Origin of the sequence: Amycolatopsis ponsaeliensis (assembly GCF_030182635.1) — a bacterium.
In the GTDB taxonomy this organism is placed as follows: Bacteria; Actinomycetota; Actinomycetes; order Mycobacteriales; family Pseudonocardiaceae; genus Amycolatopsis; species Amycolatopsis ponsaeliensis.
In genome coordinates this window covers 54,973-76,427 of record NZ_JAPZLD010000045.1, presented here as the reverse complement: position 1 = coordinate 76,427, position 21,455 = coordinate 54,973, and the positions used below count along the sequence as shown (strand labels likewise).

The 21,455-nt window shown below is 70.4% G+C and carries 22 protein-coding genes; 8 read left to right on the top strand and 14 right to left on the bottom strand.

The window, feature by feature from the left end:
• The first annotated feature begins 66 nt into the window (after positions 1–66).
• On the top strand, positions 67–666 hold the full coding sequence (locus tag QQ657_RS44425) for a hypothetical protein (RefSeq protein WP_284748412.1): 600 nt from the start codon (positions 67–69) through the stop codon (positions 664–666).
• A gap of 182 nt (positions 667–848) precedes the next feature.
• Here the strand turns inward: QQ657_RS44425 and groL are convergent, their stop codons facing one another.
• From groL to QQ657_RS44380, 9 genes are all read right to left on the bottom strand, one after another.
• Positions 849–2,540, bottom strand: a complete 1,692-nt coding sequence (gene groL / locus QQ657_RS44420) for a chaperonin GroEL (protein ID WP_284748411.1) — start codon at positions 2,538–2,540, stop codon at positions 849–851.
• 11 nt (positions 2,541–2,551) lie between these two features.
• Complete coding sequence (locus tag QQ657_RS44415) at positions 2,552–3,577, bottom strand: NAD(P)-dependent alcohol dehydrogenase (protein WP_284748410.1); 1,026 nt, start codon at positions 3,575–3,577, stop codon at positions 2,552–2,554.
• The gene (locus QQ657_RS44410) at positions 3,574–4,290 is read right to left on the bottom strand and encodes an iron-sulfur cluster assembly protein (protein ID WP_284748409.1); all 717 of its coding nucleotides are present in this window, start codon (positions 4,288–4,290) and stop codon (positions 3,574–3,576) included. The genes QQ657_RS44415 and QQ657_RS44410 overlap by 4 nt, the downstream gene beginning before the upstream one ends.
• Positions 4,287–5,324, bottom strand: a complete 1,038-nt coding sequence (locus QQ657_RS44405; protein ID WP_284748408.1) for an amidohydrolase family protein — start codon at positions 5,322–5,324, stop codon at positions 4,287–4,289. The genes QQ657_RS44410 and QQ657_RS44405 overlap by 4 nt, the downstream gene beginning before the upstream one ends.
• Positions 5,325–5,365: 41 nt before the next feature.
• A complete protein-coding gene (mimD, locus tag QQ657_RS44400; protein WP_284748407.1) occupies positions 5,366–5,737 on the bottom strand; it encodes a propane 2-monooxygenase effector subunit MimD in 372 nt (123 codons plus the stop codon).
• Entirely contained in the window at positions 5,734–6,903 is a 1,170-nt protein-coding gene (locus QQ657_RS44395; RefSeq protein ID WP_284748406.1) for a ferritin family protein, read from the bottom strand. Before QQ657_RS44395 ends, mimD begins: the two co-directional genes overlap by 4 nt.
• 5 nt (positions 6,904–6,908) lie before the next feature.
• Positions 6,909–7,946 carry an NADH:ubiquinone reductase (Na(+)-transporting) subunit F gene (locus tag QQ657_RS44390; protein ID WP_284748405.1) on the bottom strand — a complete coding sequence of 346 codons (1,038 nt, stop codon included), beginning with the start codon at positions 7,944–7,946 and terminating at the stop codon, positions 6,909–6,911.
• A gap of 19 nt (positions 7,947–7,965) precedes the next feature.
• On the bottom strand, positions 7,966–9,618 hold the full coding sequence (locus tag QQ657_RS44385) for a ferritin family protein (RefSeq protein ID WP_284748404.1): 1,653 nt from the start codon (positions 9,616–9,618) through the stop codon (positions 7,966–7,968).
• 105 nt (positions 9,619–9,723) lie between these two features.
• Positions 9,724–9,972, bottom strand: a complete 249-nt coding sequence (locus QQ657_RS44380) for a hypothetical protein (protein WP_284748403.1) — start codon at positions 9,970–9,972, stop codon at positions 9,724–9,726.
• A gap of 167 nt (positions 9,973–10,139) precedes the next feature.
• On the opposite strand from QQ657_RS44380, the gene QQ657_RS44375 reads away from it, so the two are divergent.
• Positions 10,140–11,945, top strand: coding sequence for a sigma-54-dependent Fis family transcriptional regulator (locus QQ657_RS44375; RefSeq protein WP_284748402.1), 1,806 nt, complete (start codon positions 10,140–10,142; stop codon positions 11,943–11,945).
• Between the two features lie 54 nt (positions 11,946–11,999).
• Here QQ657_RS44375 and QQ657_RS44370 read toward each other — a convergent pair whose 3' ends face one another.
• On the bottom strand, positions 12,000–13,154 hold the full coding sequence (locus tag QQ657_RS44370) for an FAD-dependent monooxygenase (RefSeq protein WP_284748401.1): 1,155 nt from the start codon (positions 13,152–13,154) through the stop codon (positions 12,000–12,002).
• Positions 13,155–13,246: 92 nt separating this feature from the next.
• Between QQ657_RS44370 and QQ657_RS44365 the strand changes: the two genes are divergently transcribed.
• Positions 13,247–13,819 (top strand): TetR/AcrR family transcriptional regulator, encoded by a 573-nt coding sequence (locus QQ657_RS44365; protein WP_284748400.1) that lies wholly within the window; start codon positions 13,247–13,249, stop codon positions 13,817–13,819.
• Here the strand turns inward: QQ657_RS44365 and QQ657_RS44360 are convergent.
• Positions 13,812–14,507 carry a DUF4142 domain-containing protein gene (locus QQ657_RS44360; protein WP_284748399.1) on the bottom strand — a complete coding sequence of 232 codons (696 nt, stop codon included), beginning with the start codon at positions 14,505–14,507 and terminating at the stop codon, positions 13,812–13,814. The two genes, QQ657_RS44365 and QQ657_RS44360, sit on opposite strands and share 8 nt — an antisense overlap.
• A gap of 202 nt (positions 14,508–14,709) precedes the next feature.
• Between QQ657_RS44360 and QQ657_RS44355 the strand changes: the two genes are divergently transcribed.
• Positions 14,710–15,186 (top strand): MarR family transcriptional regulator, encoded by a 477-nt coding sequence (locus tag QQ657_RS44355; RefSeq protein ID WP_284748398.1) that lies wholly within the window; start codon positions 14,710–14,712, stop codon positions 15,184–15,186.
• A 17-nt stretch (positions 15,187–15,203) separates the two neighbouring features.
• Complete coding sequence (locus QQ657_RS44350; protein ID WP_284748397.1) at positions 15,204–15,617, top strand: DUF5655 domain-containing protein; 414 nt, start codon at positions 15,204–15,206, stop codon at positions 15,615–15,617.
• Positions 15,618–15,623: 6 nt separating this feature from the next.
• Here QQ657_RS44350 and QQ657_RS44345 read toward each other — a convergent pair whose 3' ends face one another.
• Positions 15,624–16,889, bottom strand: a complete 1,266-nt coding sequence (locus tag QQ657_RS44345; RefSeq protein ID WP_284748396.1) for a YncE family protein — start codon at positions 16,887–16,889, stop codon at positions 15,624–15,626.
• A gap of 171 nt (positions 16,890–17,060) precedes the next feature.
• Here QQ657_RS44345 and QQ657_RS44340 point away from each other — a divergent pair, with 171 nt between their 5' ends.
• On the top strand, positions 17,061–18,185 hold the full coding sequence (locus tag QQ657_RS44340; protein ID WP_284748395.1) for an RsbRD N-terminal domain-containing protein: 1,125 nt from the start codon (positions 17,061–17,063) through the stop codon (positions 18,183–18,185).
• A 57-nt stretch (positions 18,186–18,242) separates the two neighbouring features.
• On the opposite strand, the gene QQ657_RS44335 is transcribed toward QQ657_RS44340, so the two are convergent.
• Positions 18,243–18,785 carry a TetR/AcrR family transcriptional regulator gene (locus tag QQ657_RS44335; protein WP_284748394.1) on the bottom strand — a complete coding sequence of 181 codons (543 nt, stop codon included), beginning with the start codon at positions 18,783–18,785 and terminating at the stop codon, positions 18,243–18,245.
• A gap of 102 nt (positions 18,786–18,887) precedes the next feature.
• Between QQ657_RS44335 and QQ657_RS44330 the strand changes: the two genes are divergently transcribed.
• On the top strand, positions 18,888–19,772 hold the full coding sequence (locus QQ657_RS44330) for an NmrA family NAD(P)-binding protein (protein WP_284748393.1): 885 nt from the start codon (positions 18,888–18,890) through the stop codon (positions 19,770–19,772).
• A gap of 22 nt (positions 19,773–19,794) precedes the next feature.
• The gene (locus QQ657_RS44325; RefSeq protein WP_284748392.1) at positions 19,795–20,238 is read left to right on the top strand and encodes an HIT family protein; all 444 of its coding nucleotides are present in this window, start codon (positions 19,795–19,797) and stop codon (positions 20,236–20,238) included.
• Positions 20,239–20,246: 8 nt separating this feature from the next.
• Here QQ657_RS44325 and QQ657_RS44320 read toward each other — a convergent pair whose 3' ends face one another.
• Entirely contained in the window at positions 20,247–21,455 is a 1,209-nt protein-coding gene (locus QQ657_RS44320; protein ID WP_284748391.1) for an FAD-dependent monooxygenase, read from the bottom strand.

Here is a 21,455-nt window from a genome sequence, read left to right as displayed (position 1 = left end):
GTTCGCCGGTGGGAAGCGCGGGTACGTAGCTCAACGCCCGCGCTCCCCACCGCGAAAGGCGTCCCGATGCAGTTCTACGCCGAACGGCCGATCCGCCGCACCGCCCAGCTCGTCAGCGACCTGCTCGCCCTGCTGCTCGTGATCTTCGCGGTGTGGCTGGGGACGTCGGTGTACGACCAGGTGCTGAAGCTGCGGGCGCCGGGCGACGGGCTCGTCGATGCGGGAACGGGGTTGCGTGGGACGTTCGACTCGGCGGCGAACTCGGCCGGCGGCATCCCGCTGATCGGCGACGGGCTGGCGAAGGCGCTGCACGGCGGATCGGACGTCGGCACCAAGCTCGTCGACTCCGGGCGCTGGCAGATCGAGGCGGTGGAGAACCTGGCGTGGTGGATGGCGGCGATCGTCATCGCGCTGCCGGTGCTGGCGCTGGTGGTGACGTGGTTGCCGCTGCGCTGGAAGTTCACCCGCCGGGCGTCGGCGGCGGCGCGGTTGCGCGCGCTCGGCGACGAGGGCATGGACCTGCTCGCGCTGCGAGCCCTGGTGACCCAGCCCCTGCGGCGGCTGGCTTCCGAGGGCAAGGTCGCGACCGGGTGGCGGGAGCGGGACCGGGACGTCATCGAGAAACTGGCCGGCCGCGAACTGGCGAGCCACGGCCTGGTGACGTAAGCCCGGCCCGCCGTCTTGAATGAGTCATTCAGGTCTTCGGAGGTCCTGAATGACTCATTCAAGACCTCAGCGCGGGCCCTGGTGCCGGCCCGCCGAGCGGCGCAGCACGGGAAGGTCCCTTCACCGGCGCTCAGGACGCCGGCGAAGGGACCTCCGATCTCCGTGGGCTGGCGGACGAAAGCTCAGCCGACGGAGGGGCCCATCCCGAGGGACTGCGGCGTGCTCGCGTCGGGCGAGGGCTGGTGCAGCCCCTCGTCCAGCGGACCGAACTCGGTCATCAGGGCCGCGCTGCCGCCCCACGGGGTCTGCTCCTCGGCGATCAGCGAGTTCGTCGTCAGCAGCAGGCCGGCCACCGACGCCCCGTTCTGGATCGCCGACCGGCACACCCGCAGCGGGTCGACCACGCCCATCGCCACCATGTCGCCGTAGCGGTCGTGCAGCGCGTCAAACCCCTCGTCGTCACCGAGCTCACGGGTGCGCGCGACGATCTCGTGTGCCGGGTGACCCGCGTTGTGCGCGATGAGGAACGCCGGTTCGGCCAGCGCGCGCCGCACGATCTCGACGCCGATCGCCTGGTCTCCTTCCAGTCCCAGGCCTTCCAGTGCCTTCTCGGAGTGCAGCAGCGCCGCTCCCCCGCCCGCCACGATGCCCTCGGCCATCGCCGCCCGGGTCGCCGACAGGGCGTCCTCGACCCGGTGCTGCAGCTCCTTGAGCTCGGCCGGCGTGGCCGCGCCGACGCGCACCACCGCGACCTTGCCGGTCAGGGCGCCGATCCGCTCGGTCAGCACGTCCTCGTCGACGCCGAACTGCGCGCGCTCCAGCTCCGCCCGCAGCTGCCCGACCCGGAACTCGACCGCCTCGGACGTGCCGGCGCCGCCGACGATGGTCGTGTTGTTCTCGGTGACCCGGACCTGCTTGGCTCGGCCGAGGTGCTCCAGCGTCATCGTCTCCATGCTGAACCCGGACGTCTTCGACAGCACCGCGCCGCCGACGATCGCCGCAAGGTCCTCCAGCTTGTGCAGCCGCCGGTCGCCGAACCCGGGCGCGCGCACGGCCACCGACTGGAACGTGCCGTTGACGTGGTTGTGCACCAGCATCGACAGCGCCGTGCCCTCGATCGACTCGGCGATCACGACCAGCGGCCGCGGGGCCCGCATCACCTTGTCCAGCAACGGCATCAGCTGCTGCACCTTGGTGATCTTCTCCGCGGACATCAGGATGTACGGGTCGTCGAGCACCGCCTCCAGCCGGCCCGGGTCGGTGACCAGGTACGGCGAGAGGTAGCCGTTGTCGAACTCGAAGCCCTCGACGAAGTCGACGCTCATGCCGATCGTCGGGGACTCCTCGATCGTCACCACCCCGCCGTCGCCGACGGTGTGCAGGGCCTTCGCGATGACCGCGCCGACCGTGTCGTCGTCGTTGGCGGAGATCGCCGCGACCCGCGCGTAGTCCTGTTCGGACACCACCGGGTGCGCCTGCTTCTCCAGGTGCGCCACGAGGAGCCCGACGGCGTGGTCGATGCCGCGCTTGACGAGCACCGGGTTGCCGCCGCCCGAGATGGCCCGCATGCCTTCGTGGACGATGGCCTGAGCGAGCACGGTCGCCGTGGTGGTGCCGTCGCCGACCACGTCGTTGGTCTTGATCGCCGCTTCCTTGACCAGCTGCGCGCCCATGTTCTCGAACTGGTTCTTCAGGTGGATCTCGCGGGCGATGGTGACGCCGTCGTTGGTGACCACCGGCGAACCGGTGATCTTCTCGATGATCACGTTGCGGCCCTTGGGGCCGAGGGTGGACTTGACCGCTTCGGCCAGCTTGTCGACGCCCGCCAGCAGCAGGTCGCGGGCGTCCGAGCCGAACCGCAGTTCCTTCGCCATGTTTCCTGCTCCTAGGGTGTGAGGATGGCCCGACCGCGCACGCGTCCGGCATCGAGGTCGGCCAGTGCGTCGAGAGCCGCGTCCAGCGGGTACTTCTTCGTGTGGAGCGTGACCTTCCCGGCCTGCGCGAGCACCATCAGCTCGGCCAGGTCGTTGTACGTGCCGACCAGGTTGCCGATGACGTTGCGCTCGGTGGAGATGATGTCGATGGTCGGGATGTCGATGTTGCTGCCGTAGCCGATGACGAAGTGCGATCCGGCGCGCCGGGTCATCGCGAACGCGTCCTGCTGGGCGCCCTGCTCGGCGACGAAGTCGAGCACGACCTCGGCGCCGTTGCCGCCGGTCAGGTCGAGCACCGCTTCGACCTGCTTGCCGTCGCCCAGCACCGTTTCGTCGGCGCCCAGGGTGGCCGCCAGCTCCAGCGCGTCGGCGTTGCGGTCGACCACGATCACGCGGGCCGCGGTCAGCGCCTTGAGCGACTGGATGCCGATGTGCCCGAGACCGCCGGCGCCGTTGACGACGCAGGTGGTGCCCGGGTACAGCTGCGGGACGGCCTTGCGCACCGCGTGGTAGGCGGTGATGCCCGCGTCCGCCAACGCGGCGACGTCGGACGGCTGGGTCGCCGGGTCGAGCTTGATGCACGCCCGCGCCGACGTCAGCAGGTACTCGGCCATGCCACCGTCGCTGTCGATGCCCGGGAAGCTCCCGTTCGGGCAGTGCATGTCGTCGCCCGCGCGGCAGGCGTGGCACAGCCCGCACGTCGGTGTCGGGTGCAGGATGACCGTGTCGCCGACCTCCACATTGGACACCGCGGGACCGACTTCGTGCACCCAGCCGGCGTTCTCGTGGCCGATCGTGTACGGCAGGGCGACGCCGGACTTCTCGGCCCACTGCTCCTCGATGATGTGCAGGTCGGTGCGGCACACCCCGGCGCCGCCGATCTTGACCACGACGTCGAAGGGCCCGGTGGCGCGCGGCTCCGGCACTTCTTCGATCACCGGTTGCTGGTGGTACTTCTGCAGCCGCACGGCCTTCATCCCGTGCCCTCCTCTTCGCTGGTCAGGGAGTACCGCGCGCGCAACATGCCGCGGCACACCCCGGAGTTGGCCTCCATGCTCGTGCGGGTCAGCCGCGCGAACGCCAGGTGCCGTTTCGCGTCGGCGGGAGCCACCGCTTGCCCGGTGGCCGGGTCGAGCAGCAGCGGGTCGCCGTCCTCGGCGGGCAGGCCCAGCTCGCGGCGGCGCGCCCGCAGCCGCTCGACGTCCGGCCCCGGCGGGACCTCGCCGAGCGTCAGCGACGCCGGGTCGAGCCCGGTGCCGGCCAGTGACCGGCAGACGCGGTCGGTGCCGGCCAGCACGGCCTTGCGGACGAAGTCGTAGCGCAGGCTGTCGAGTTCGTCGACGGCCTCGCCCTCGAACGACGCGACGAACCCCCGCCGCGCCGCCACGCCGCGGTTGATGACATCGGACGCGAAGTGGTCGTCGAGCCGGATGTCGAGCCCGGTCAGGCCCGGCACGCCGGCGACGGCGTCGTAGGCGTCCGCGACCATCAGGAACGCGAAGTTCGGCGCGCAGAAGTAGGTCGGCAGCCGCAGCCGGATGACGGCGTGGCCCGCCGCGCTCACCTCGCAGCGGGCCACGAAACCCAGGTCGGTGAGGGGTTCGTCCAGTTCGGGATCCCGGACGGTGCCCAGGGCAGACCACACTTCCGCGTGGCCGGCCCGGACACCCCGTTCGTCGAGAGCCGTCATGAGTTCGGCACGCCGACGGGTTCGACCGACTCCGGCGCCGCGAGCTGCAGCTCCTTCGGGACGTCGATGTCGTAGAGCCGGGCGGCGTTCAGCCCGAGGATCTTCTTCTTCTGGTCGACCGTCAGCGGCGCGAAGTCCGACAGCTCGTCGTCACCCGGCATGTTCCAGTCGACGAAGCCTTCGACCTGCCACTTGGGCTCCCAGATGGCGTAGTCCGCGCCGAAGATCAGCTTGTCCTCGCCGATCCAGAACATGAGCTCGCCCATGACCTTCGCGAAGAACTTCGGGCGGGCGTGCATCAGGCCGCCGACGACCACGGCGAGCCCCGCGTAGACGTTCCGCTCCTGGGTGGCCATGAAGCAGAAGTCCTCGATGCGCGGCAGGCCGACGTGCTCGACGATGAAGTTGAGGCCCTGGAAGTTCGTCGCGACGTGGTCCACATCGGACACGTCGAAGGCGTCCTTGTCGAGCGGCCAGATCGTCGGTCCCTTGTGGATGTGGACGTTCTTGACGCCCAGCTCCTCGCACTTCTCGAGGTACTTGGCCGCTTCCGGGTCCTTGAGGCTCCAGCCGCGGGAGTCGCCGTACCACTCGGCCGTGTAGAGCTTGACGCCCTTGCAGCCGTACTTCTTGACCCGCTCCTCGAACGCCTTCATCCCCGCGTCGCCTTCCCGCGGGTCGAAGGTCGTGTTGACGAGGAACTTGCCGGGGTGCTTCGCGGCCAGCGCGCCGTCGGCTTCGGTCGTGTTGAAGCCGTTCTTGTACCACTGCCGCAGGTTCGTCGGCTGGAAGATGGCCGTGTCGACGTGCCCGACCTCGAACAGGTCGTGCATCATCAGCTCTTCGGAGTACTTCTGGAACCGGTCGATCGGCCAGTGCGTCTCCTTCGGGCCGAGGCCCTGGTAGGCGTGGAAGCACTCGATCCAGCCCTTGGCGTATTCCTCCTGCCCCTTGACCCAGTTGTCCGGGCTCGCGTCCCAGAAGTGGGTGTGGGCGTCCACCACGAAATACTTTTCGCCGTCTTTTTCGTACATCGGTGATCCTTCCTGAGCGGATCGAGTGCTTCCTGCTGTGACTACTTGATGACTTTCAGATCGAAGTCGAGGTACTCGGCCGCGTCCTCGGGGTTGGCGAACATGATCGTGCGGTCGTCCTCGTGGATCATCCGCCCGTAGTGGGTGGACATGCTCTCCTCGAACTCGGCCGCGTTGAACCAGCCCTCTTCCTCGCCGGCGGCCTCGTCGACCTCGGCGTAGACCAGGTCGGTCCGGCCCTTCGCGTCGACGCGGATCATCGACGGCAGCGGCGTCACGGTCACGTTGTCCTTGCCGGCCATGACTTCCGCGATGATCGCGCCGACCTGGTTGTTCATCAGGGTGAAGCCGCACATGTTCGAGGCGGTGTTGTTGACCTTGTACGGGCTTTCCGAGGTCTTGAAGACGGTCACTGGCCCAGCTCCTCCGGTGCTTTGAGACCCAATTCGGACAGGATTCCGGCGAACCGGCTCTTCGCCCGGTCGAGACCGTCCTCGAACCGGATCGGCTTGGCGTCGGGCTGCGACCACAGCGGCTGCAGGGCCCGGGCGGCGGCGATGCACTTCGGCACCCACTCCTCCAGCCACTTCTGCAGCAGCGCCTGGTTGTGCCCGGCGAACTCCTTGTCGTTGATCAGCAGGTGGAACATCGCCTTCGTGTAGCGGAGGTCGCGTTCGGAGAAGTCGAACTCCTCGGCGCCGATCAGCGTCGGCGTGACGAAGTCGCCGTTCGCGGGCGCGGCCTGCTGCACCAGGTTGCTGCGGAACAGTTCGCCGACGAGGGGCTCGAAGACGATGTTCGCGGCGAAGATCGCCTCGCACCAGTCCCAGATCCCGGTCAGCTGCTCGGCGGTCTCCCGCACGCCCTGCCAGGCCGGGTCCTCGGCCCAGGTCGTCAGGTGGGCGGCGCCGTCGAAGCCTTCGACCTCTTCGGTGAGCGTCAGGTTGTACAGCGCCAGGTCCTGCGCCGCGCGGATCCGGTGCATGCTGTTCACCGAGATCGCGTTGTTGTGCATGTTCGTCGGCGCGCGCCGGTTGGCGTTGGCGTACAAGTACAAACCGAGCCCGTGGTCGACGTGCATCCAGGCGCCGACGTGCTTGGCGACGAACTCGACCCAGTTGCGGTTCCACTGCTCGAACGCCTTGGCCTGGCGCGCGGCGTCGATGTTCTGGTTGAGCTGGCGCACGACGTTCGCGTTGTACCGGTAGAGGGTGAGCTCCCACTCCTCGTTGGGGTCGCGGAACTCGTGCCAGCCGAGCGCCGGCCAGTCGTAGCCCTTGCCACCGGAACCCGGGCTGCGCTCGGGAATCGGCCGGTCCGAGCCCCAGGCCTTGAGCGCGGTCCACTCGAGCGGGTAGCCGCCCTTGCCGTCGGCGAAGGCGTAGAGCCAGCCCTGGGCGAGGTAGTGGCGCGGGTCGGGCTGGACTTCGACGGTGACGTCCTCGTAGTGGCTCTGCTTGCGCTTGGCCGGGGTGAAGTAGTTGTACTGGCGGGCGGTGGAGTCCGGGAAGACCTTGGCGCCCGCTTCGGCGTCGGTGAACGTCGGCTTGGGCACGCTGCGTTCGGAGGTGGCTGTCATGGGTTTTACCCTTCGCCCGTGGTGGTGAACTTGTCGTAGAAGACGCGCTTGTCGGCGACGCCGAGCGCGGGCAGCAGTTCCAGCGCGGCTTCCACCATCGGCGGCGGGCCGCAGACGTAGGCGTCGGCACCTTTCAGGTCGAGGCCGGCCCGGCGCAGGACGTCGGTGATCAGGCCGGTCTCGCCGTCCCAGGAGTCGTCGCCCGGTTCGGAAAGCGCTGGGACGTAACGGAAGTTCGGCAGTTTCTCCTCGAGCTCCCGCAGTTCGGCGTGGAAGCAGAGGTCCGCCTCGCGGCGCGCGCCGTAGTAGTAGGTCGCCTTGCGGTCGATGCCGCGCTCGGCCATCGAGCGCAGCAGCGACAGGATCGGCGCCATCCCGGCCCCGCCGCCGACGAAGACCAGGTCCTTGCCCGGGTTGTCCCGGAGGGTGAACACCCCGAACGGGCCGGTCACCCGGAGCCGGTCGCCGACCGCGACATCGGTGTCCAGGAACCGGGAGAACAGCCCGTCGGGGTAGATCTTGATGACGAACTCCAGGAGCCCGTCACGCGCCGAGGTGTTGGCCATGGAGAACGACCGGGACTCCTCGGTGCCCGGGATCGCGAAGTCCAGGTACTGGCCCGGGAAGAACTTCAGCGACTGGTCCGGATCCGTCAGCTTGACGACGAGGTGGCGCAGGTCGTGGGTGACGTGGTCGTTCGACACGACCTCGACCTCGGCCTCCAGGATCGGCAGGCCGGACTGGATCATTTCCTCGTCGTAGTTGAGCAGCTCGATCGTCAGGTCTTCGTAGGCGTGGGCCCGGCACAGCAGCGTGAAACCCTCCTCCTTTTCGTAATCGGGGAGCGCGAAGGTCGAATAGCGGTCGTGTTCGACGTCTTCGCCGTCGAGGATGAACGACTTGCAGGCCGCGCACTGTCCTTCCTTGCAGCCGTGCATGAGCATGACGCCCTGCTCGGCGGCGGCGCGCAGGATCGTGGTGTCCTCGGCGACGTCGATCTCGATCCCGACCGGTTCGAACCGGACGCGGTGCTTCTCTGCCATGCCGGGCCTCTCCTCGCGGTCAGGCCTGCTGCGGCGCCGGCCGTCCGGCCGGGCCCTGGCGGTTGTAGTCGGCCACGAACGCGGCGCGTTCGGCGTCGGTCATCCGGTTCAGCAGCACGTTCGGCGACTGCACCTCGGGCATCCGGCGCAGGTGGTCGAGCGTCCACATCTTCTTCGGGTCGAGGTTCAGGTGCGGCTGCGCGACCATGGTCTTGCCGTCGTCGCGCACGAAGCCCATGTCGGAGACGACGTCGGCCCAGTTCCAGCCGTGGTAGAGCGTCTCCCACTCGCGGGCGCCGACCAGCTTGCCCATGTTCGGGGTGTTGCGGCCCTGGTAGGTGGGCCGGAACGCCTCGGCGTCGGTCCAGCGGCACGTCTCCGAGCAGTACGTCCGGTGCTGGCCGTCGACCTCGTCGACCACCATGTCCTCACGGATGAGGCACGGCACCATGCACGTCCAGCAGCGGTGCGGGTACACGTAGTTCACGTCTTCGGCGACGATCGGGTGGTGCCCGTTCGGCGTCGCCAGGCGGCTGTAGTTCTCCCACCAGGCGCCGTACTTGTCGTACCAGCCCGGGTACTTGTACTCGAACCACTCGAAGTCCTCGTCCGTCATCGGGTCGATGCGCCAGTAGTTGGCGAGCCACCCGGTGGCGAAGAACTGCGCTACCTCGTGCACGTAGCCCTTGTTCCAGATCCGGTTCCACGCCTCTTCGATGAGGTCGTGCGGGATCACGAGCCCGTACTTCTCGAGCGGGACGAGGTAGCTGCGGTAGTAGTCGTCGTAGATCCAGCGGCGCCACATCTCCGCGTAGGACTCGCGGTCCTTGCGGCGGTCCTTGGTGCCGTACTCGATGAACGTGCCGATCGCGGCGTCGACCACGGCGTGGTTGTTCCACCACGCGTACCGCAGGTCGCGTTCGAGCAGCTGGTGGTTGCTCTCGTCCGACAACGCCATCAGCAGGGTCGCGTAGCCGTTGCTGATGTGGCGGGACTCGTCGGACTGCACCGAGTGGAACACCGTGGGCAGCAGGTAGTCGCCGTTGGCGGCGGCTTCCGCCGGCATGGCGACGAACAGCGTGTTCGTGAACGCCGTCTCCGCCACGATGGTGAGGTAGATGCTCGCCGCGGTGATGGCGTCACCGGTGATGAAGCCTTCGGCGAACTGGCGGCCGATGGTGCCGCAGTAGTCGTTCTGGAAGTTGCGCAGGCTCGAGTTGAAGCCCGCCGGGTCGATGTAGTTCTGCATGTACAGGCGCTTGAGGTTCTGCTGGATCGTCGAGTGCCGGACCTCGTCGATCATCTGGATCGCCTGGCCGTTGTGCAGTTCCGGGTTGGGCACCGTGCGGAACAGCAGCGGCATCGCCCGCGCGGCCGAGATCTCCGGCAGCGGGATGATCGACAGGAACAGCTTCTGCCATTCCAGCCAGCGTTCCTGTACCTGGCGGAACATGTTGCCGCGGATCGCGCCGTCTTCGGCGCCGTAGACCCGGTGGTCCTTTTCCTCCTGCATCGGGAAGTACGAGCGGAGGACCTGCTTCAACGGGTCCTTCTTCTTGGCCTTCTGGAACGTGTAATCGGTCCCGTAGTGCGAAACCGGGGTGTGGTACGCCGGCTCCCACGACAGTTCCTGGATCTTTTGGTGGGCTTTCGCCACACTCTGGCGACTCATGGAGACTCCTTGTCCGTCGCTCGCCGTCGGGGCGGACGTCCTGCGTTCACCATTCAAGGGGCGGCCACGAGTGACGCGAGTCTCAATCTGAGACAGAACCGCTGCTCAGGGCGTTTCGTCCGCGCCGAGCATCCGGGCCCGCAGTTCGGCGAGCTCGTTTTGCACGCCGTTGCGCACGCGCGCGTCGCCTTCGACGGTCGGGGTGATCCCGAGCGCGCGCAGCAGCGCCGCGGCCGGTTCGCCCGGATGTCCCTCGCCGCCGAACACCGGGTGCAGCCCCTGTTCCGCCAGATGCGTGAAAACCAGGTTGACGATCGTCCACGGGTTGTAGGTCTCCGAGGCATCGGTGGCCATGGGCACTCCTCCTGGTCAGCGGTCTCTTCCCGATCCATCGGACCGCCGCCCGCGCGTCCCGGGCGTCTCAATTTGAGACACCACGCGGCGCCCGCCGGATCTAGGCTGAACGGGCGGCACAACGGGTGTGCCCGCACCCACGTGGGCCGCGGGAAACTGGAGGTCACGTGGACGAGAACGCGCCCGGAACCCTGCTCGCCGACGACGAGCTCGCCCGCACCCGGGTGCGTTTCCTGACGGCCGAACCGGTGCCACCCGGCACGGTCCGCCAGACGATCCTGGCTTCCTGGCGGCGCTCTCAGGAGTTCCAGGTCGAGGCGGACCGCATCGACCCGCTCTTCCACGGTGACCAGAACCTCGACATCCCGCTGATGCGCGGGGCCGAGCCGGTGCTGCACAAGCTGAGCGAGCAGTTCGACGGCCAGCCGATCAGCCTGATCCTCACCGACGCCAGCGGCGTCGTGCTCACCCAGCGGACCGGCGACGCGGACCTGAAGCGCCACCTCGAACGCGTCGAGCTCGTGCCCGGGTTCAGCTACGGCGAGCAGTCCGTCGGGACCAACGGCATCGGCACCGCGCTCGAGGACGGCCGCGCGACCACGGTGTTCGGCCACGAGCACTACGCCGAGCACCTGGAGAACCTGGCCTGCGCGGGCGTGCCGATCCACCACCCGATCTCCGGCAAGAAGATCGGCGCCGTCGACCTCACCTGCTGGTACAAGGACGCGGGCGGCCTGCTCATCGCGCTGGCCCGCTCGACGGCCGAGCAGATCCGGCAGGCGCTGCTGCGGCACAGCGACCTGCGGGAGATGATCCTCTTCCAGGCCTACCTGCAGACCTGCCGCCGGTGGACCGGCATCGTGCTGGCGTTCAACGACGACATCGTGATGATGAACGACCGGGCGCGGCAGCTGCTCGACCCGGTCGACCAGTCGGTGCTGCTGAGCCACGCCACCGAGGCGCTGGCCGACGGGCGCCGGACGTCGGCGACGCTCGCGCTGTCCAGCGGCCTGCGCGTGCGGGTGTTCTGCCGCCGCGTCCCGGGGCAGCGGGAGACCGACACCGCGGGCGGCGTGCTGTCGGTGAAGCTGATCGAGGCCGAGGAAGCCGTCGCCGTCCCCTCGACGCCGATGCTGCCGATGTACCTGCCGGGCGTGGTCGGCTCGGCGCCGCTGTGGCTGCGCTGCGGGCACGAGCTCGACACCGGCCACCAGCGCGGGGAATGGGTCGCGCTGGAAGGCGAGGCGGGCACCGGCAAGCTGACCCTGGCGAAGGGCCTGCACCAGCGCCACCACCCGGCGGCCCGGCTGCTGACCGTCGACGCGGGCGTCGCGTCCGGCACCGAGTGGGCGGCCGAGCTGCTGCGCGAGCACGCCGACGCCCCGATCCGCACCCTGGTGATCCGCCACGCCGACCGGCTGACGGCGCCGGCGGCCAACGCGCTGGCGACGGCGTTGCGGGAGCTGCGCGAGCGGGCCGACGCGCCGTGGGTCGTGGTCACGCTCGTGCCGGAGGCCGAGACGAAGCCGGTGCTGGCCGAGCTGCTGAAGTCGTTCCCGCGGACGGTGCGGGTGCCGCCGCTGCGCCATCACGTCGAAGACCTGGCGGAGCTGGTCCCGCTGGTGCTGAGCAAGCTCGGCTACGGCGGCCGGCTCACCTGCTCGGCGGCGGCGCTGCACCTGCTGATGCGGGCCGAGTGGCCGGGCAACACCGGCCAGCTCTACCAGGTGCTGCGGAAGGTGGCCCAGCGCCGGCGGGCGGGCGCCATCCGCCCGGGCGACCTCCCGGCGGAGTTCCACACCGTCGCGCGGCGGCCGTTGAACCGGTTCGAGTCGATCGAGCGGGACGCCATCGTGCGCTGCCTCGAGGACGCCGACGGCAACAAGGTCCGGGCGGCGAAGCTGCTGGGCATCTCGCGGGCGACGATCTACCGCAAGATCCACGAATACGGCATCGTCCCCCCGACCCGCTGACCCGGTCGTGAGTGGGAAACAGTGTTCTAACCCGGTTTCTCACTCACGACCTCGTCAGCGCGCCGCGAGCTCGGCCAGCTGGTAAGCCAGCTTCGCCCGCGCCTGTGGCAGCGAGAACACGGTCTTCAGCACGGTGTTGCGCAGCAGCCGCGCCGGGCGGGGGCGCAGCGTCGCCATCCGCGTCATCCGGTCGGTGAACGCCACCACCTCCGTCGCGATCGGACGCCGGGTCGTCTCGTAGGTGTCCAGCAGCGCGTCCGGTTCGCCGGCGGCCACCCTGGCCAGCAGGCGGCCGAGCGCGACCGCGTCCTGGATCCCGGTGTTCATGCCCTGGCCGCCGGCCGGGCTGTGCACGTGGGCCGCGTCGCCCGCGATGAGGATCCGGCCCGCGCGGTAGTGGTCGGCCACCCGGTGGTGCACGCGGAACCGGGAGCTCCACACGACCTCGGTGACCCGCGACCGCGCGCCTTCCGGGCCGCGCGCGTCCACAATGGACTGGATGTCGGCGATCCCCGGGTGTTCGGGGGCCTCGGCGACCGTCGCGACCACCCGGTAGTGGTCGTCGCTGCCGGGCAGCGGCGCGACCACCGTCACCCCTTCCGGCGACAGGTGCAGGCTGACCTCCTCGCGCTCCAGCGGCCAGCTCATCCGGACGTCGGCCAGCACGAACGACTCGCCGTAGGTCGCGCCGGTGAACCCGATGCCGGCCTGCTCGCGCACGGTGCTGTGCATGCCGTCGGCACCGACCAGGTACTTCGCGCGCACGGTGCCGCCGGTCGTGGTGACCGTGACGCCCGTGTCGTCGCCGGCGACGGCGGTGACCTCGTACGGGCGGTGCACGTCGCCGCCCACCTCGCGCAGCCGCGCCAGCAGCACGGCTTCGGTCTGGTCCTGCGGCACCATCAGCGTGTACGGGTAGGCGGTGGGCAGCCCGCCGAAGGGCACCCGGGCCAGCACCGTGGCGCCGTCGCGGACGGTGAACGTCGGGACGACGACGCCCAGCTCCTTCAGCCGCTCGGTGACGCCGAGCTCGGCCAGCACCTCCAGGGTCCGGGCGTGCACCACGCAGGCCCGGGACGTGTTCGCGCCCTCGGCCTGGCGGTCGAGCAGCACGAAGTCGACGCCGGCCTCGGCCAGGACGATCGCGGTGGCCAGGCCGGCGGGGCCGGCTCCGGCGATCAGGACGTCGGTGCGGGTGGGCAGGTTCATGGCGGGCCTCCGAGTTTGCCAACAACTGTTGGCATCCACGTTAAGCACGGCCGCACTGGCTTGTCAACAAGTGTTGGCCTACACTTGTTGACATGACTGAGCCAGCGCGCCGATCCGACGCCACCCGGGCGAGCATCCTGGACGCGGCCCGCCGCCGGTTCGCCGCCGACGGCTTCCGCCGCGCGACGATCCGCTCGATCGCCGCCGACGCGGACATCGACCCGTCGATGGTGATGCGCTACTACGGCAGCAAGGACGGCCTGTTCGCGGCGGCCGTGGACGTCGAGCTGGACCTGCCGGACCTGGCCGCGGCCGACCCCGGCACGGTCGGCGAGCTGCTGACCCGGCAGTTCCTGGTGCTGTGGGAGCGGCCGCCGACCGACGAGATCCTGCTGACGCTGCTGCGCTCGGCAGTCGCCGACGACGCCGTGGTCGAGAAGATGCGGCAGGTGTTCGCCGGCCAGGTCACCCCCGCGGTCCTGCGGTTCGGCGACCCGGCCGACGCCCCGCGCCGCGCGGGGCTGGTGGTGAGCCAGCTGCTCGGCCTCGCGCTGACCCGGTACGTCCTGCGCCTGCCCCCGGTGGTCGCGCTGACGTCGGCGGAGGTCGTCGCCGAGGTCGGCCCGACGGTGCAGCGCTACCTGGCGGGCGGCACGCTCACTTAGGGTTCACAGTGTTCGCGACGTCCTGCAAGGTCGCCGTGTCGACCAGGCCGGTGTCCTCCAGGACGTTCATGTGGTCGAGGACGGTCTGGTTCGCCTGCGTCGCGTGCCGCCGGATGACGTCGTTCTGCGTACCGGCGCGGACTTCGGCGATGGTCGCGAAGATCTTGCCGTGCGACGCGCGCAGCAGGTTCACGAACAGCTTGTCGAACTCGAGCCCCTGCGCGGCGGTCAGCTGACGGACCCAGCCCTGCTGCTCGGCGCTGGCCTGGTCGGGCAGCGTCACGCCGAGCATCTTCGCGTCCTCGCGGACGAGCTGGTCGAGGTGTGAGTGCCCGTCCAGCAGGTGCAGCCCGGCGCGCTTCACGGCGTCGCTGCTGGCGTGCGTCTGCGCGAGGTCGCCGGCGGGCATCTCCCAGAGCCCGGCCTGGCGGACCTTGACCAGGAACGTCTTGTCGAGCGCGGTGACCGGCCCGGCGTTGGCGACGTTCGCCTCCCCGGCCGAGCTCAGCTGCATGCCCGCCATGTCGTGCCCGTACGCCGGGACCTGCGCCTGCGTCGACCCGGGCGCGGTCTGGGCACTGGCTTTCAGCACCAGGACCGAGCCCACGGCGAGCACGGCGAGCGTGGCCACGACGACCAGCACGGTCCGGGCTTTGGCCTTGGCCGTCATGCCACGGTGATCCGGCATCGTTCCTCCTTCTGGCGACAAGTGCCTGCACGGGGTACTACGGCTCCCGCGACGGAGTGGTTCAACGATCCGGATTATTTTTCTTGCGTGCCAACGGTTTTCCACAGTCCATTGTGGAGACGTCAGGGCAGCACGGCCGGCCCGGCGAGTGCCGGGGTGACCCATCTTGACCGACGCTCTTGCGATTGGCAAGTATTGCTTCATGCAAACCCTCGAAGACGCGGCTCCGGGCGCCGACCCGGACGTGGTGGCCCTGGACAACCTCACCCTGGTCCTGGTCGGGATCGCGTGGGAGTGCGCGCACGCCGCGCCGCCCGAGGTCACCTTCCCCCAGACGCGCCTGCTGCTCATCCTCGACCGCCTCGGCCGGGTGCCGAGTTCGCGGCTGGCGGCGGCGATGGACGTCAACGCGTCGTCGGTGACGCGGCTGGCCGACCGGCTGGAGGCGCTCGGGTACGTGGCGCGCGGCCGCGACCCGCGCAACCGGAGCGTGGTGACCCTGGAGGTCACCACGACCGGCCACGACCTGGTGGCGCGCGTCCTCGACCGGCGTCACGCGGCACTGGGCGCGCTGCTGGACCGGTTGCCGCCCACCCAGCGGAAGACCGCGGCCGCGGCCGCCCGGCGCCTGGTGACCGCGGCCGCCACCATCCCCGCACTCGGCCCGGCCCCGCTGTGAGTGCCATCCTGGACGGCATGCCGACCCGCTGGACGTGCCCGCGCTGCGACCGCGAGTTCGCGCGCGCCGGCCAGGGCCACACGTGCGTCCCGGGCTGCACGGTGGACGACACGTTCACCGGCCGCGACCCGAAGTTCCGCGCGATCTACGACGCGGTGCTCGACCACGTGCGGACCCTGGGCGACGTCCACGAGGACGCCGTCAAGGTCGGGGTGTTCCTGAAGCGCGACCGGAAGCTGGCCGAACTGCGGCCGCGATCCAAGGACATCCTGGTGTACCTGTTCCTGCCGCACCCGATCGAGACGGCGCGGATCGCCCCGGCCCGGTGGGCGAGCGGACCCCGCGTGGGGCACCAGCTGAAGCTGCGCGAAGTGTCCGAAGTGGACGACGACGTCCGCGCCTGGTTCACGATCGCCTACGACTTCTCCTGACCCGGGTCAGCTCGCGGGGCCGGTCCAACCCTCGGGCACGTGGCCGATCCGCACCCGCTGCGGGTGGTCGCCGACCGGCACCGAGACGAGCTTCCGCCCCGTCGCGAAGTCGATCGCGGTGACCTGGTCCGCACCGGCCTCGGAGATCACGCACGCGCTGCCGTCGCCGCTCACCGTCGCCCAGTACGGCTTCACGGCGGGCACGAGCGTGCCCTGCTGCAGGGTCGCGCGGTCGACGACCGTGGCGTAGTCGTCCATCGTGCCGGCGATGCAAAGCTTGGTCCCCGCCGGGTTCATCGACATGCCGTGGTGGCGCGAGTCGTTGACGAACGTGGTGCGGTCGTCGCTCGTGGCCGGGTTCTTCGGCAGCTCCTTGAGCCGCGTGATCCGGTCGCTCGCGACGTCGTACTCCAGGAAGCCGTTGAAGAACGACACCTGGAAGTACAAGGTGGACTCGTCCGGGGTGAACGCGACGGGCCGCACGGCGTCCGAGAGGTCCCGGCGCCCGAAGGCGTCGAGCCGCTGCCGCATGTCGATCACCTTGACCTGGCGGAAGGTCGACGCGTCGACGACCGTGATGTGCCGGTCCCCCTTGGTGAAGTCCCAGCCGGGGTCGTCGAGGTCGGTGTTGACCTCGCCGATCGACATGTTCCACAGGGACCGGCCGCCGTCGGTGAACACGTTCTCGTGCGGCTTGTCCCCCGTGGCGAACGAGCCGACCTGCTGCCCGGTGCCGATGTCCAGCACGTGCACGGTGTTCGACGTCGAGGCGGACACGGCGACCCGGCGGCCGTCCGGCGAGACCGCCATGTGATCGGCGCGGAACCCGGAGACCGGGAAGCGCCAGTTGATCCGGCCGGTGGCGAGGCTGATCGAAACGACGTCGGCGAAGCTCGGCCGCGACGCCACGACCGACGTCCCGTCCGGCGTGGTGTACATGTCGTCGACGAACTGGTCGTGCCCCTCGCCGGGCCCGCTGCGGATGCCGAGGAAGAACGCCAGCTTGATCGGGTTCAGGTAGATCTCCCGCAGCCGGTCGTCCTTGTCCGGGATGATGTTCACGCGCCCGATCTTCGCGAAGGAGCCGCGGGACTGGATGACGTCGGCCGTCCCTTCCCAGTTGTTGCCGACGAACATCACCTCCCGCAGCGCCGCCGGGGCACCGGCCGCCGGCACCGCCGCGCCGGTCGTCAGCAGGGCGACGCCGGAAGCCAGGTACGCCAGCCGGAAGAGGTACGACCGCCGTCGGCGGGTGCTCGGGGAAGTGCGCACGGAAGACACCTTTCGACGCTGAAGAGGTGCGGCGGTGGCCTTTGCGCGGACCAGGGGTTACTGTCCGGTATGCCACGATAACCGGCCCCGGGAGCCCCTCCGGTAGGGCCGATCACCCAACGTCGCGGGTGGCGGGTTGTGGCTGTGCCACAACGGGTCCGGGAGGTGCCGGTGACGCCGCTGCTCCGGCGGATCCTCGACGAGCTGGCCGCGGACGAGACCGTGCTGGACGAGCTGGTCGAGGTGGCGCGCCGCCAGTCGCCCGAAGTGGCGCGGCTGCCGGCGGCCGAGAACCGGCGGCACATCCAGGTCCTGCTCTCGGCCGCGCTGCGGGCCACGGCGAGCCCCGACGGTCCCGGCCGCGAGGACTACACCACCGCCGAGGCGCTGGGTGCCGACCGCGCCGCCCAGGGTGTCCCGCTCACCGACCTCCTGCGCGGGGTCCAGGCGGGCCGCACGCACGCGGCGCGCGTCGCCGTCGAACGCGCCCGGGCCGCGGGGGTGCCCGACGACGTCATCCTCGAGACCGTCCTCGACGCCGACCGCTACACCGGCGCGCTGGAGCACCACATCGTCAAGGGCTACCACGCCGCCGAGCTCCAGCTTTCCCGCACGGTGCGCGACGCGCGGACCCAGCTGCTGCGGACGCTGCTGCTCGCCGGGCACCCGCCCACGCCCGAAGAGCTCCGGCGAGCGGGACTGCATCCCGACGTCCGGTACTTCTGCGTGGTGTCCGACGTCAGCGACCCGGCACGGGCCCGCGCACTGGAGCAGGCCCTGCTCGAGTTCGGCGGGGTCTACGGCCTGGTCGAGGGCAGGCTCACCGGCTTGGCGGCGCGGTCACCCGCGGCGGTCGCACTGGCCGGCGACGTCCTGCTGGTCGTGGCGCCCGCGGCGGCTTTGCCCGCGCTGCCGGAGGTCCACCGCCTCTGCACGGCGGCGGCGCGCCTCGCCGGAAGCGGCTACCACGACCTGACGGCGCTGGCGGGCGAGATCGCCCTGACGGCGCAGCCGGTGCTCGGCGACCTGCTCACCACGGCCCTGCTCGGCTCGCTCGACCCGGCGAACCCGTTCCACCGCGAGCTGGCGGGGACGGCGCTGGCGTACCTCGACCACGGCCAGCGGCTGCGCTCGACGGCCGAAGCACTGCACCTGCACCCGAACACGGTCCGGTACCGGCTCGACCGGCTGGCCGAGCTGACCCCGTTGGCACTGGCGGAAAACAGCGGTGGCCGGGTACTCGACGCCGTGCGGTCGTGGTGGGCGTTGCACCGCTGGCTCGACACGCCGTGCTGATCTCCGGATTGGGTCCTTTCGCCGAGCCCCCGGACTCGAGTGCCATGAAGGTGCCCCTCATGGCGGGCTGATTCCCCGCACCGCCAACGCCAGCAACCGCTGAGCCTCCCCCGCCGGATCGCGGTGGTGCTCGGTCGCGAGCACGATCCCCGTCACCACCGCGATCAGGTCTTCGGCCGTGACGTCCGGGCCGACCGCGCCCGCCGCCGCCGCCCGCCGCACCAGCGGGACGCCCGCCTCGGTCATCGTCGCCGAACACGCGTGGGCCGGGGACTGCTCGTCGCGGACCAGCGCCGTGGCCAGGCCGCGGGCCGTCGCCGCGTACGTCGTGAGCGCGCTCAGCCAGTCGAGCAGAGCCGCGCGCGCGTCCGGGGCCTCCGCCAGCTCGCGGGCGCGCCCGGCCAGCGCGTCGACCTGCTGCCGGAACACCGCTTCCAGCAGCTCGCGCCGGCTCGGGAAGTGGCGGCGCACCGTCGCCGAGCCGACGCCGGCGGTGCGGGCGATCTGTTCCAGGGACGCGTCGGCACCGTGCGCGGCGACCTCCTCTTCGGCGACGGCGAGGATGCGCGCGTAGTTGCGGCGGGCGTCGGACCGCGGCACGGACCACCTCCGAAACAGGAAGTGGCGGGGGCCGCCACTTAGTCGCTAGTGTAGCGACCACGAAGTGGCGGACCCCGCCACTTATCGGTCCGAGGAGTCCCCATGTCCCCCGTCCTGGTCACCGGCGCCACCGGCAAGCAAGGCGGCGCCACCGCCCGCGCCCTCCTGAAGGCCGGCGTCCCCGTCCGCGCGCTGGTCCGAAATCCCGAGCGGGCCGAAGCCCTCCGCGAGCTCGGCGCCGAAGTCGTCGTCGGCGACCTCTACGACCCCGGCTCACTCGCCCCCGCGATGAAGGACGTGCGCGGCGTGTTCTCCGTCCAGATGCCCGACATGGCGAACCTGGAGGGCGACTCCGAGTGGGTCCAGGGCCGCAACCTGGTTGACGCGGCCGCGTCGGCCGGCGTGCCGCAGTTCGTGCACACGTCGGTCTCCGGCGCCGGCGGGCACCGGTCCGTGCCCGGCTGGGCGGAGGGCCGCTGGGCGTCGATGGAGCACTACCTGGAGACCAAGACAGCGATCCAGGACCGCGTCCGCGAAGCCGGTTTCACGCACTGGACGCTGCTCAAGCCGGGGTTCTTCATGGAGAACTTCCTGCCACCGTCGTTCCTGCTCCCCCACGGCCGCCTCGTGACGACGATCAAGCCCGCCACCGAACTGGCCCTGGTCGCGGTGGCCGACATCGGCGCGGCGGCCGCGGCGGCTTTCGCGGACCCGGAGCGTTTCCACGGCGTCGAGCTGGAGCTGGCGAGCGAGCGGATGACGATGACGCGGGTCGCCGAGACGTTGTCGCACGCGCTCGGCACCGAGCTGACGGCACCGGACATGACGGCCGAGGAAGCGGTGGCCGCCGGAGCGCCCGCGTTCGCCGTCCGCCACGAGTGGCAGAACGAGGTCGGCCACCCGGCGCACCCCGGCTTCGCCCGGGCGCTCGGCATCCCGCTGACGTCGTTCGCGGAGTGGACGGAAAGGCACCTGACACCGGCGTGACCGTCCCGCTACGGTCGGCGCCATGCGTCCGAACCTTCCCGCGACCACGCCCGCCGGCGAATGCGTCTTCTGCGCCATCTCCGCCGGCCGCGCCCCGGCGGCGTTCGTCCACGAGGACGACGACCTGGTCGCGATCGTCGACCTGTGCCCGGTGACGACCGGCCACCTGCTGGTGCTCCCCCGCGCGCACCACGACGACTTGGCCGCACTGCCTGCCGAGATGGGCGCCCGGATGTTCGGGATCGCGCACGAACTCGCCGCGGCGCTGCGCCGCACGGACCTGCGGTGCGAGGGGATCAACCTGTTCTTGGCCGACAGCGCGGCGGCGGGCCAGGAGATCCCCCACGTCCACCTGCACGTGATCCCCCGCCACACCGGCGACGGCTTCGTATTGGACGCGGACTGGCGGATTCGCGACCGGGCAGAGCTGGCCGAGGTGGCGGCGAAGGTCCGCGCGGCGCGCTAGGCGGGCCTTCACGCGACCAGCGCGTAGTCCTTCAGCACCAAGGCATTCGCGGCTTCTCGGATCGGGCGGGACATCTGCTCCAGGACCCGGTTGCGGCCCGGGAGGTACGGCATCAGCTTGATCATCCGGGTGTTGAACCACGCGAACGCCCGCGACGACGGGATGATCCCGCGCAGCGCCGTCTTCGCCAGCGCCTGGTTCTTCTCGATGTACGGCCGCATTTCACTCTCGTACCGGGAAAGCGCCGCCGCCTGATCGTCCGAAGTGGCCAGTTCCCCCGCCAGGACGTACGCACCCACCAGGGCCAGGCTCGTGCCCTGCCCCGACGCCGGCGACGCGCAGTAACCCGCGTCGCCGAGCAACGTCACCCGGCCCGTCGACAGGTGGCCCATGACGATCTGGCACACCGGGTCGAAGTAGAAGTCGTCCGCGGCGCGCATCGCCTCCAGGAGCTCCGGGATCTCCCAGCCCAGGCCGGCGAACTGGTCCGCCACCAGGTCCTTCTGGCCGTCGACGTCCCGGCGGTCGTACGTCAGCGGCGGCGCGCTGAACCAGAACGCGGCCTTCGCGTCGTCCGCGCGGGCCGTGCTGTAGACGTTCACCATCTTGCCCGCGGCCGCCGAGTGCAGCAGCTCCCAGCGGTCCAGTTCGAACGTGTTCGGCACCGTCGAGATCGAGATGTACGCGTCGAACCGGCGCACGAAGTCCTCCTCCGGGCCGAACGCCAGCGCGCGGACGCCGGAGTGCAGGCCGTCGGCGCCGACCACCAGGTCGAACCGGCGCGGGGCGCCGTGTGCGAACGTCACGTGCACGCCGTCCGGGCGCTCGTCCAGGCCGGTGATCCAGTCGCCGAACACGTACTCGGTGTCGTCGCGGGTCGCGTCGTAGAGGATCTTCGCGAGGTCGCCGCGCAGGATCTCGGTGTCGTCGCCGTGGCGGAAGCCGAACGTGTCGGCGTCGAGCGTCGCGAGCTCCTTGCCGCGCTTGCTCACGAATGCCGCGCCGCGCATGTCGGTGCTCGCCGCGTGCACCTCCGCCAGCAGGCCCATGCGGCGGACGACGTCGACCGCGACCCCGCGGATGTCGACCTTGTAGCCGCCTTCGCGCAGGCTCGGGGCGCGCTCGACGACGGTGGTGTGGAAGCCGTGGCGGTGCAGCCAGAAGGCGAGGGCGGGGCCGGCGATGCTGGCGCCGGAGATCAAGATGCTCTTCGTCAT

Coding starts and splice junctions, on each gene's coding strand:
- QQ657_RS44355 (WP_284748398.1), top strand. CDS start 14,710: ATGCAAACCCTCGAAGACGCGGCTCCGGGCGCCGACCCGGACGTGGTG.
- groL (WP_284748411.1), bottom strand. CDS start 2,540: ATGGCGAAGGAACTGCGGTTCGGCTCGGACGCCCGCGACCTGCTGCTG.
- QQ657_RS44320 (WP_284748391.1), bottom strand. CDS start 21,455: ATGACGAAGAGCATCTTGATCTCCGGCGCCAGCATCGCCGGCCCCGCC.
- QQ657_RS44350 (WP_284748397.1), top strand. CDS start 15,204: ATGCCGACCCGCTGGACGTGCCCGCGCTGCGACCGCGAGTTCGCGCGC.
- QQ657_RS44325 (WP_284748392.1), top strand. CDS start 19,795: ATGCGTCCGAACCTTCCCGCGACCACGCCCGCCGGCGAATGCGTCTTC.
- QQ657_RS44330 (WP_284748393.1), top strand. CDS start 18,888: ATGTCCCCCGTCCTGGTCACCGGCGCCACCGGCAAGCAAGGCGGCGCC.
- QQ657_RS44395 (WP_284748406.1), bottom strand. CDS start 6,903: ATGACAGCCACCTCCGAACGCAGCGTGCCCAAGCCGACGTTCACCGAC.
- QQ657_RS44370 (WP_284748401.1), bottom strand. CDS start 13,154: ATGAACCTGCCCACCCGCACCGACGTCCTGATCGCCGGAGCCGGCCCC.
- QQ657_RS44425 (WP_284748412.1), top strand. CDS start 67: ATGCAGTTCTACGCCGAACGGCCGATCCGCCGCACCGCCCAGCTCGTC.
- QQ657_RS44410 (WP_284748409.1), bottom strand. CDS start 4,290: ATGACGGCTCTCGACGAACGGGGTGTCCGGGCCGGCCACGCGGAAGTG.
- QQ657_RS44415 (WP_284748410.1), bottom strand. CDS start 3,577: ATGAAGGCCGTGCGGCTGCAGAAGTACCACCAGCAACCGGTGATCGAA.
- QQ657_RS44380 (WP_284748403.1), bottom strand. CDS start 9,972: ATGGCCACCGATGCCTCGGAGACCTACAACCCGTGGACGATCGTCAAC.
- QQ657_RS44365 (WP_284748400.1), top strand. CDS start 13,247: ATGACTGAGCCAGCGCGCCGATCCGACGCCACCCGGGCGAGCATCCTG.
- QQ657_RS44385 (WP_284748404.1), bottom strand. CDS start 9,618: ATGAGTCGCCAGAGTGTGGCGAAAGCCCACCAAAAGATCCAGGAACTG.
- QQ657_RS44360 (WP_284748399.1), bottom strand. CDS start 14,507: ATGCCGGATCACCGTGGCATGACGGCCAAGGCCAAAGCCCGGACCGTG.
- QQ657_RS44405 (WP_284748408.1), bottom strand. CDS start 5,324: ATGTACGAAAAAGACGGCGAAAAGTATTTCGTGGTGGACGCCCACACC.
- QQ657_RS44390 (WP_284748405.1), bottom strand. CDS start 7,946: ATGGCAGAGAAGCACCGCGTCCGGTTCGAACCGGTCGGGATCGAGATC.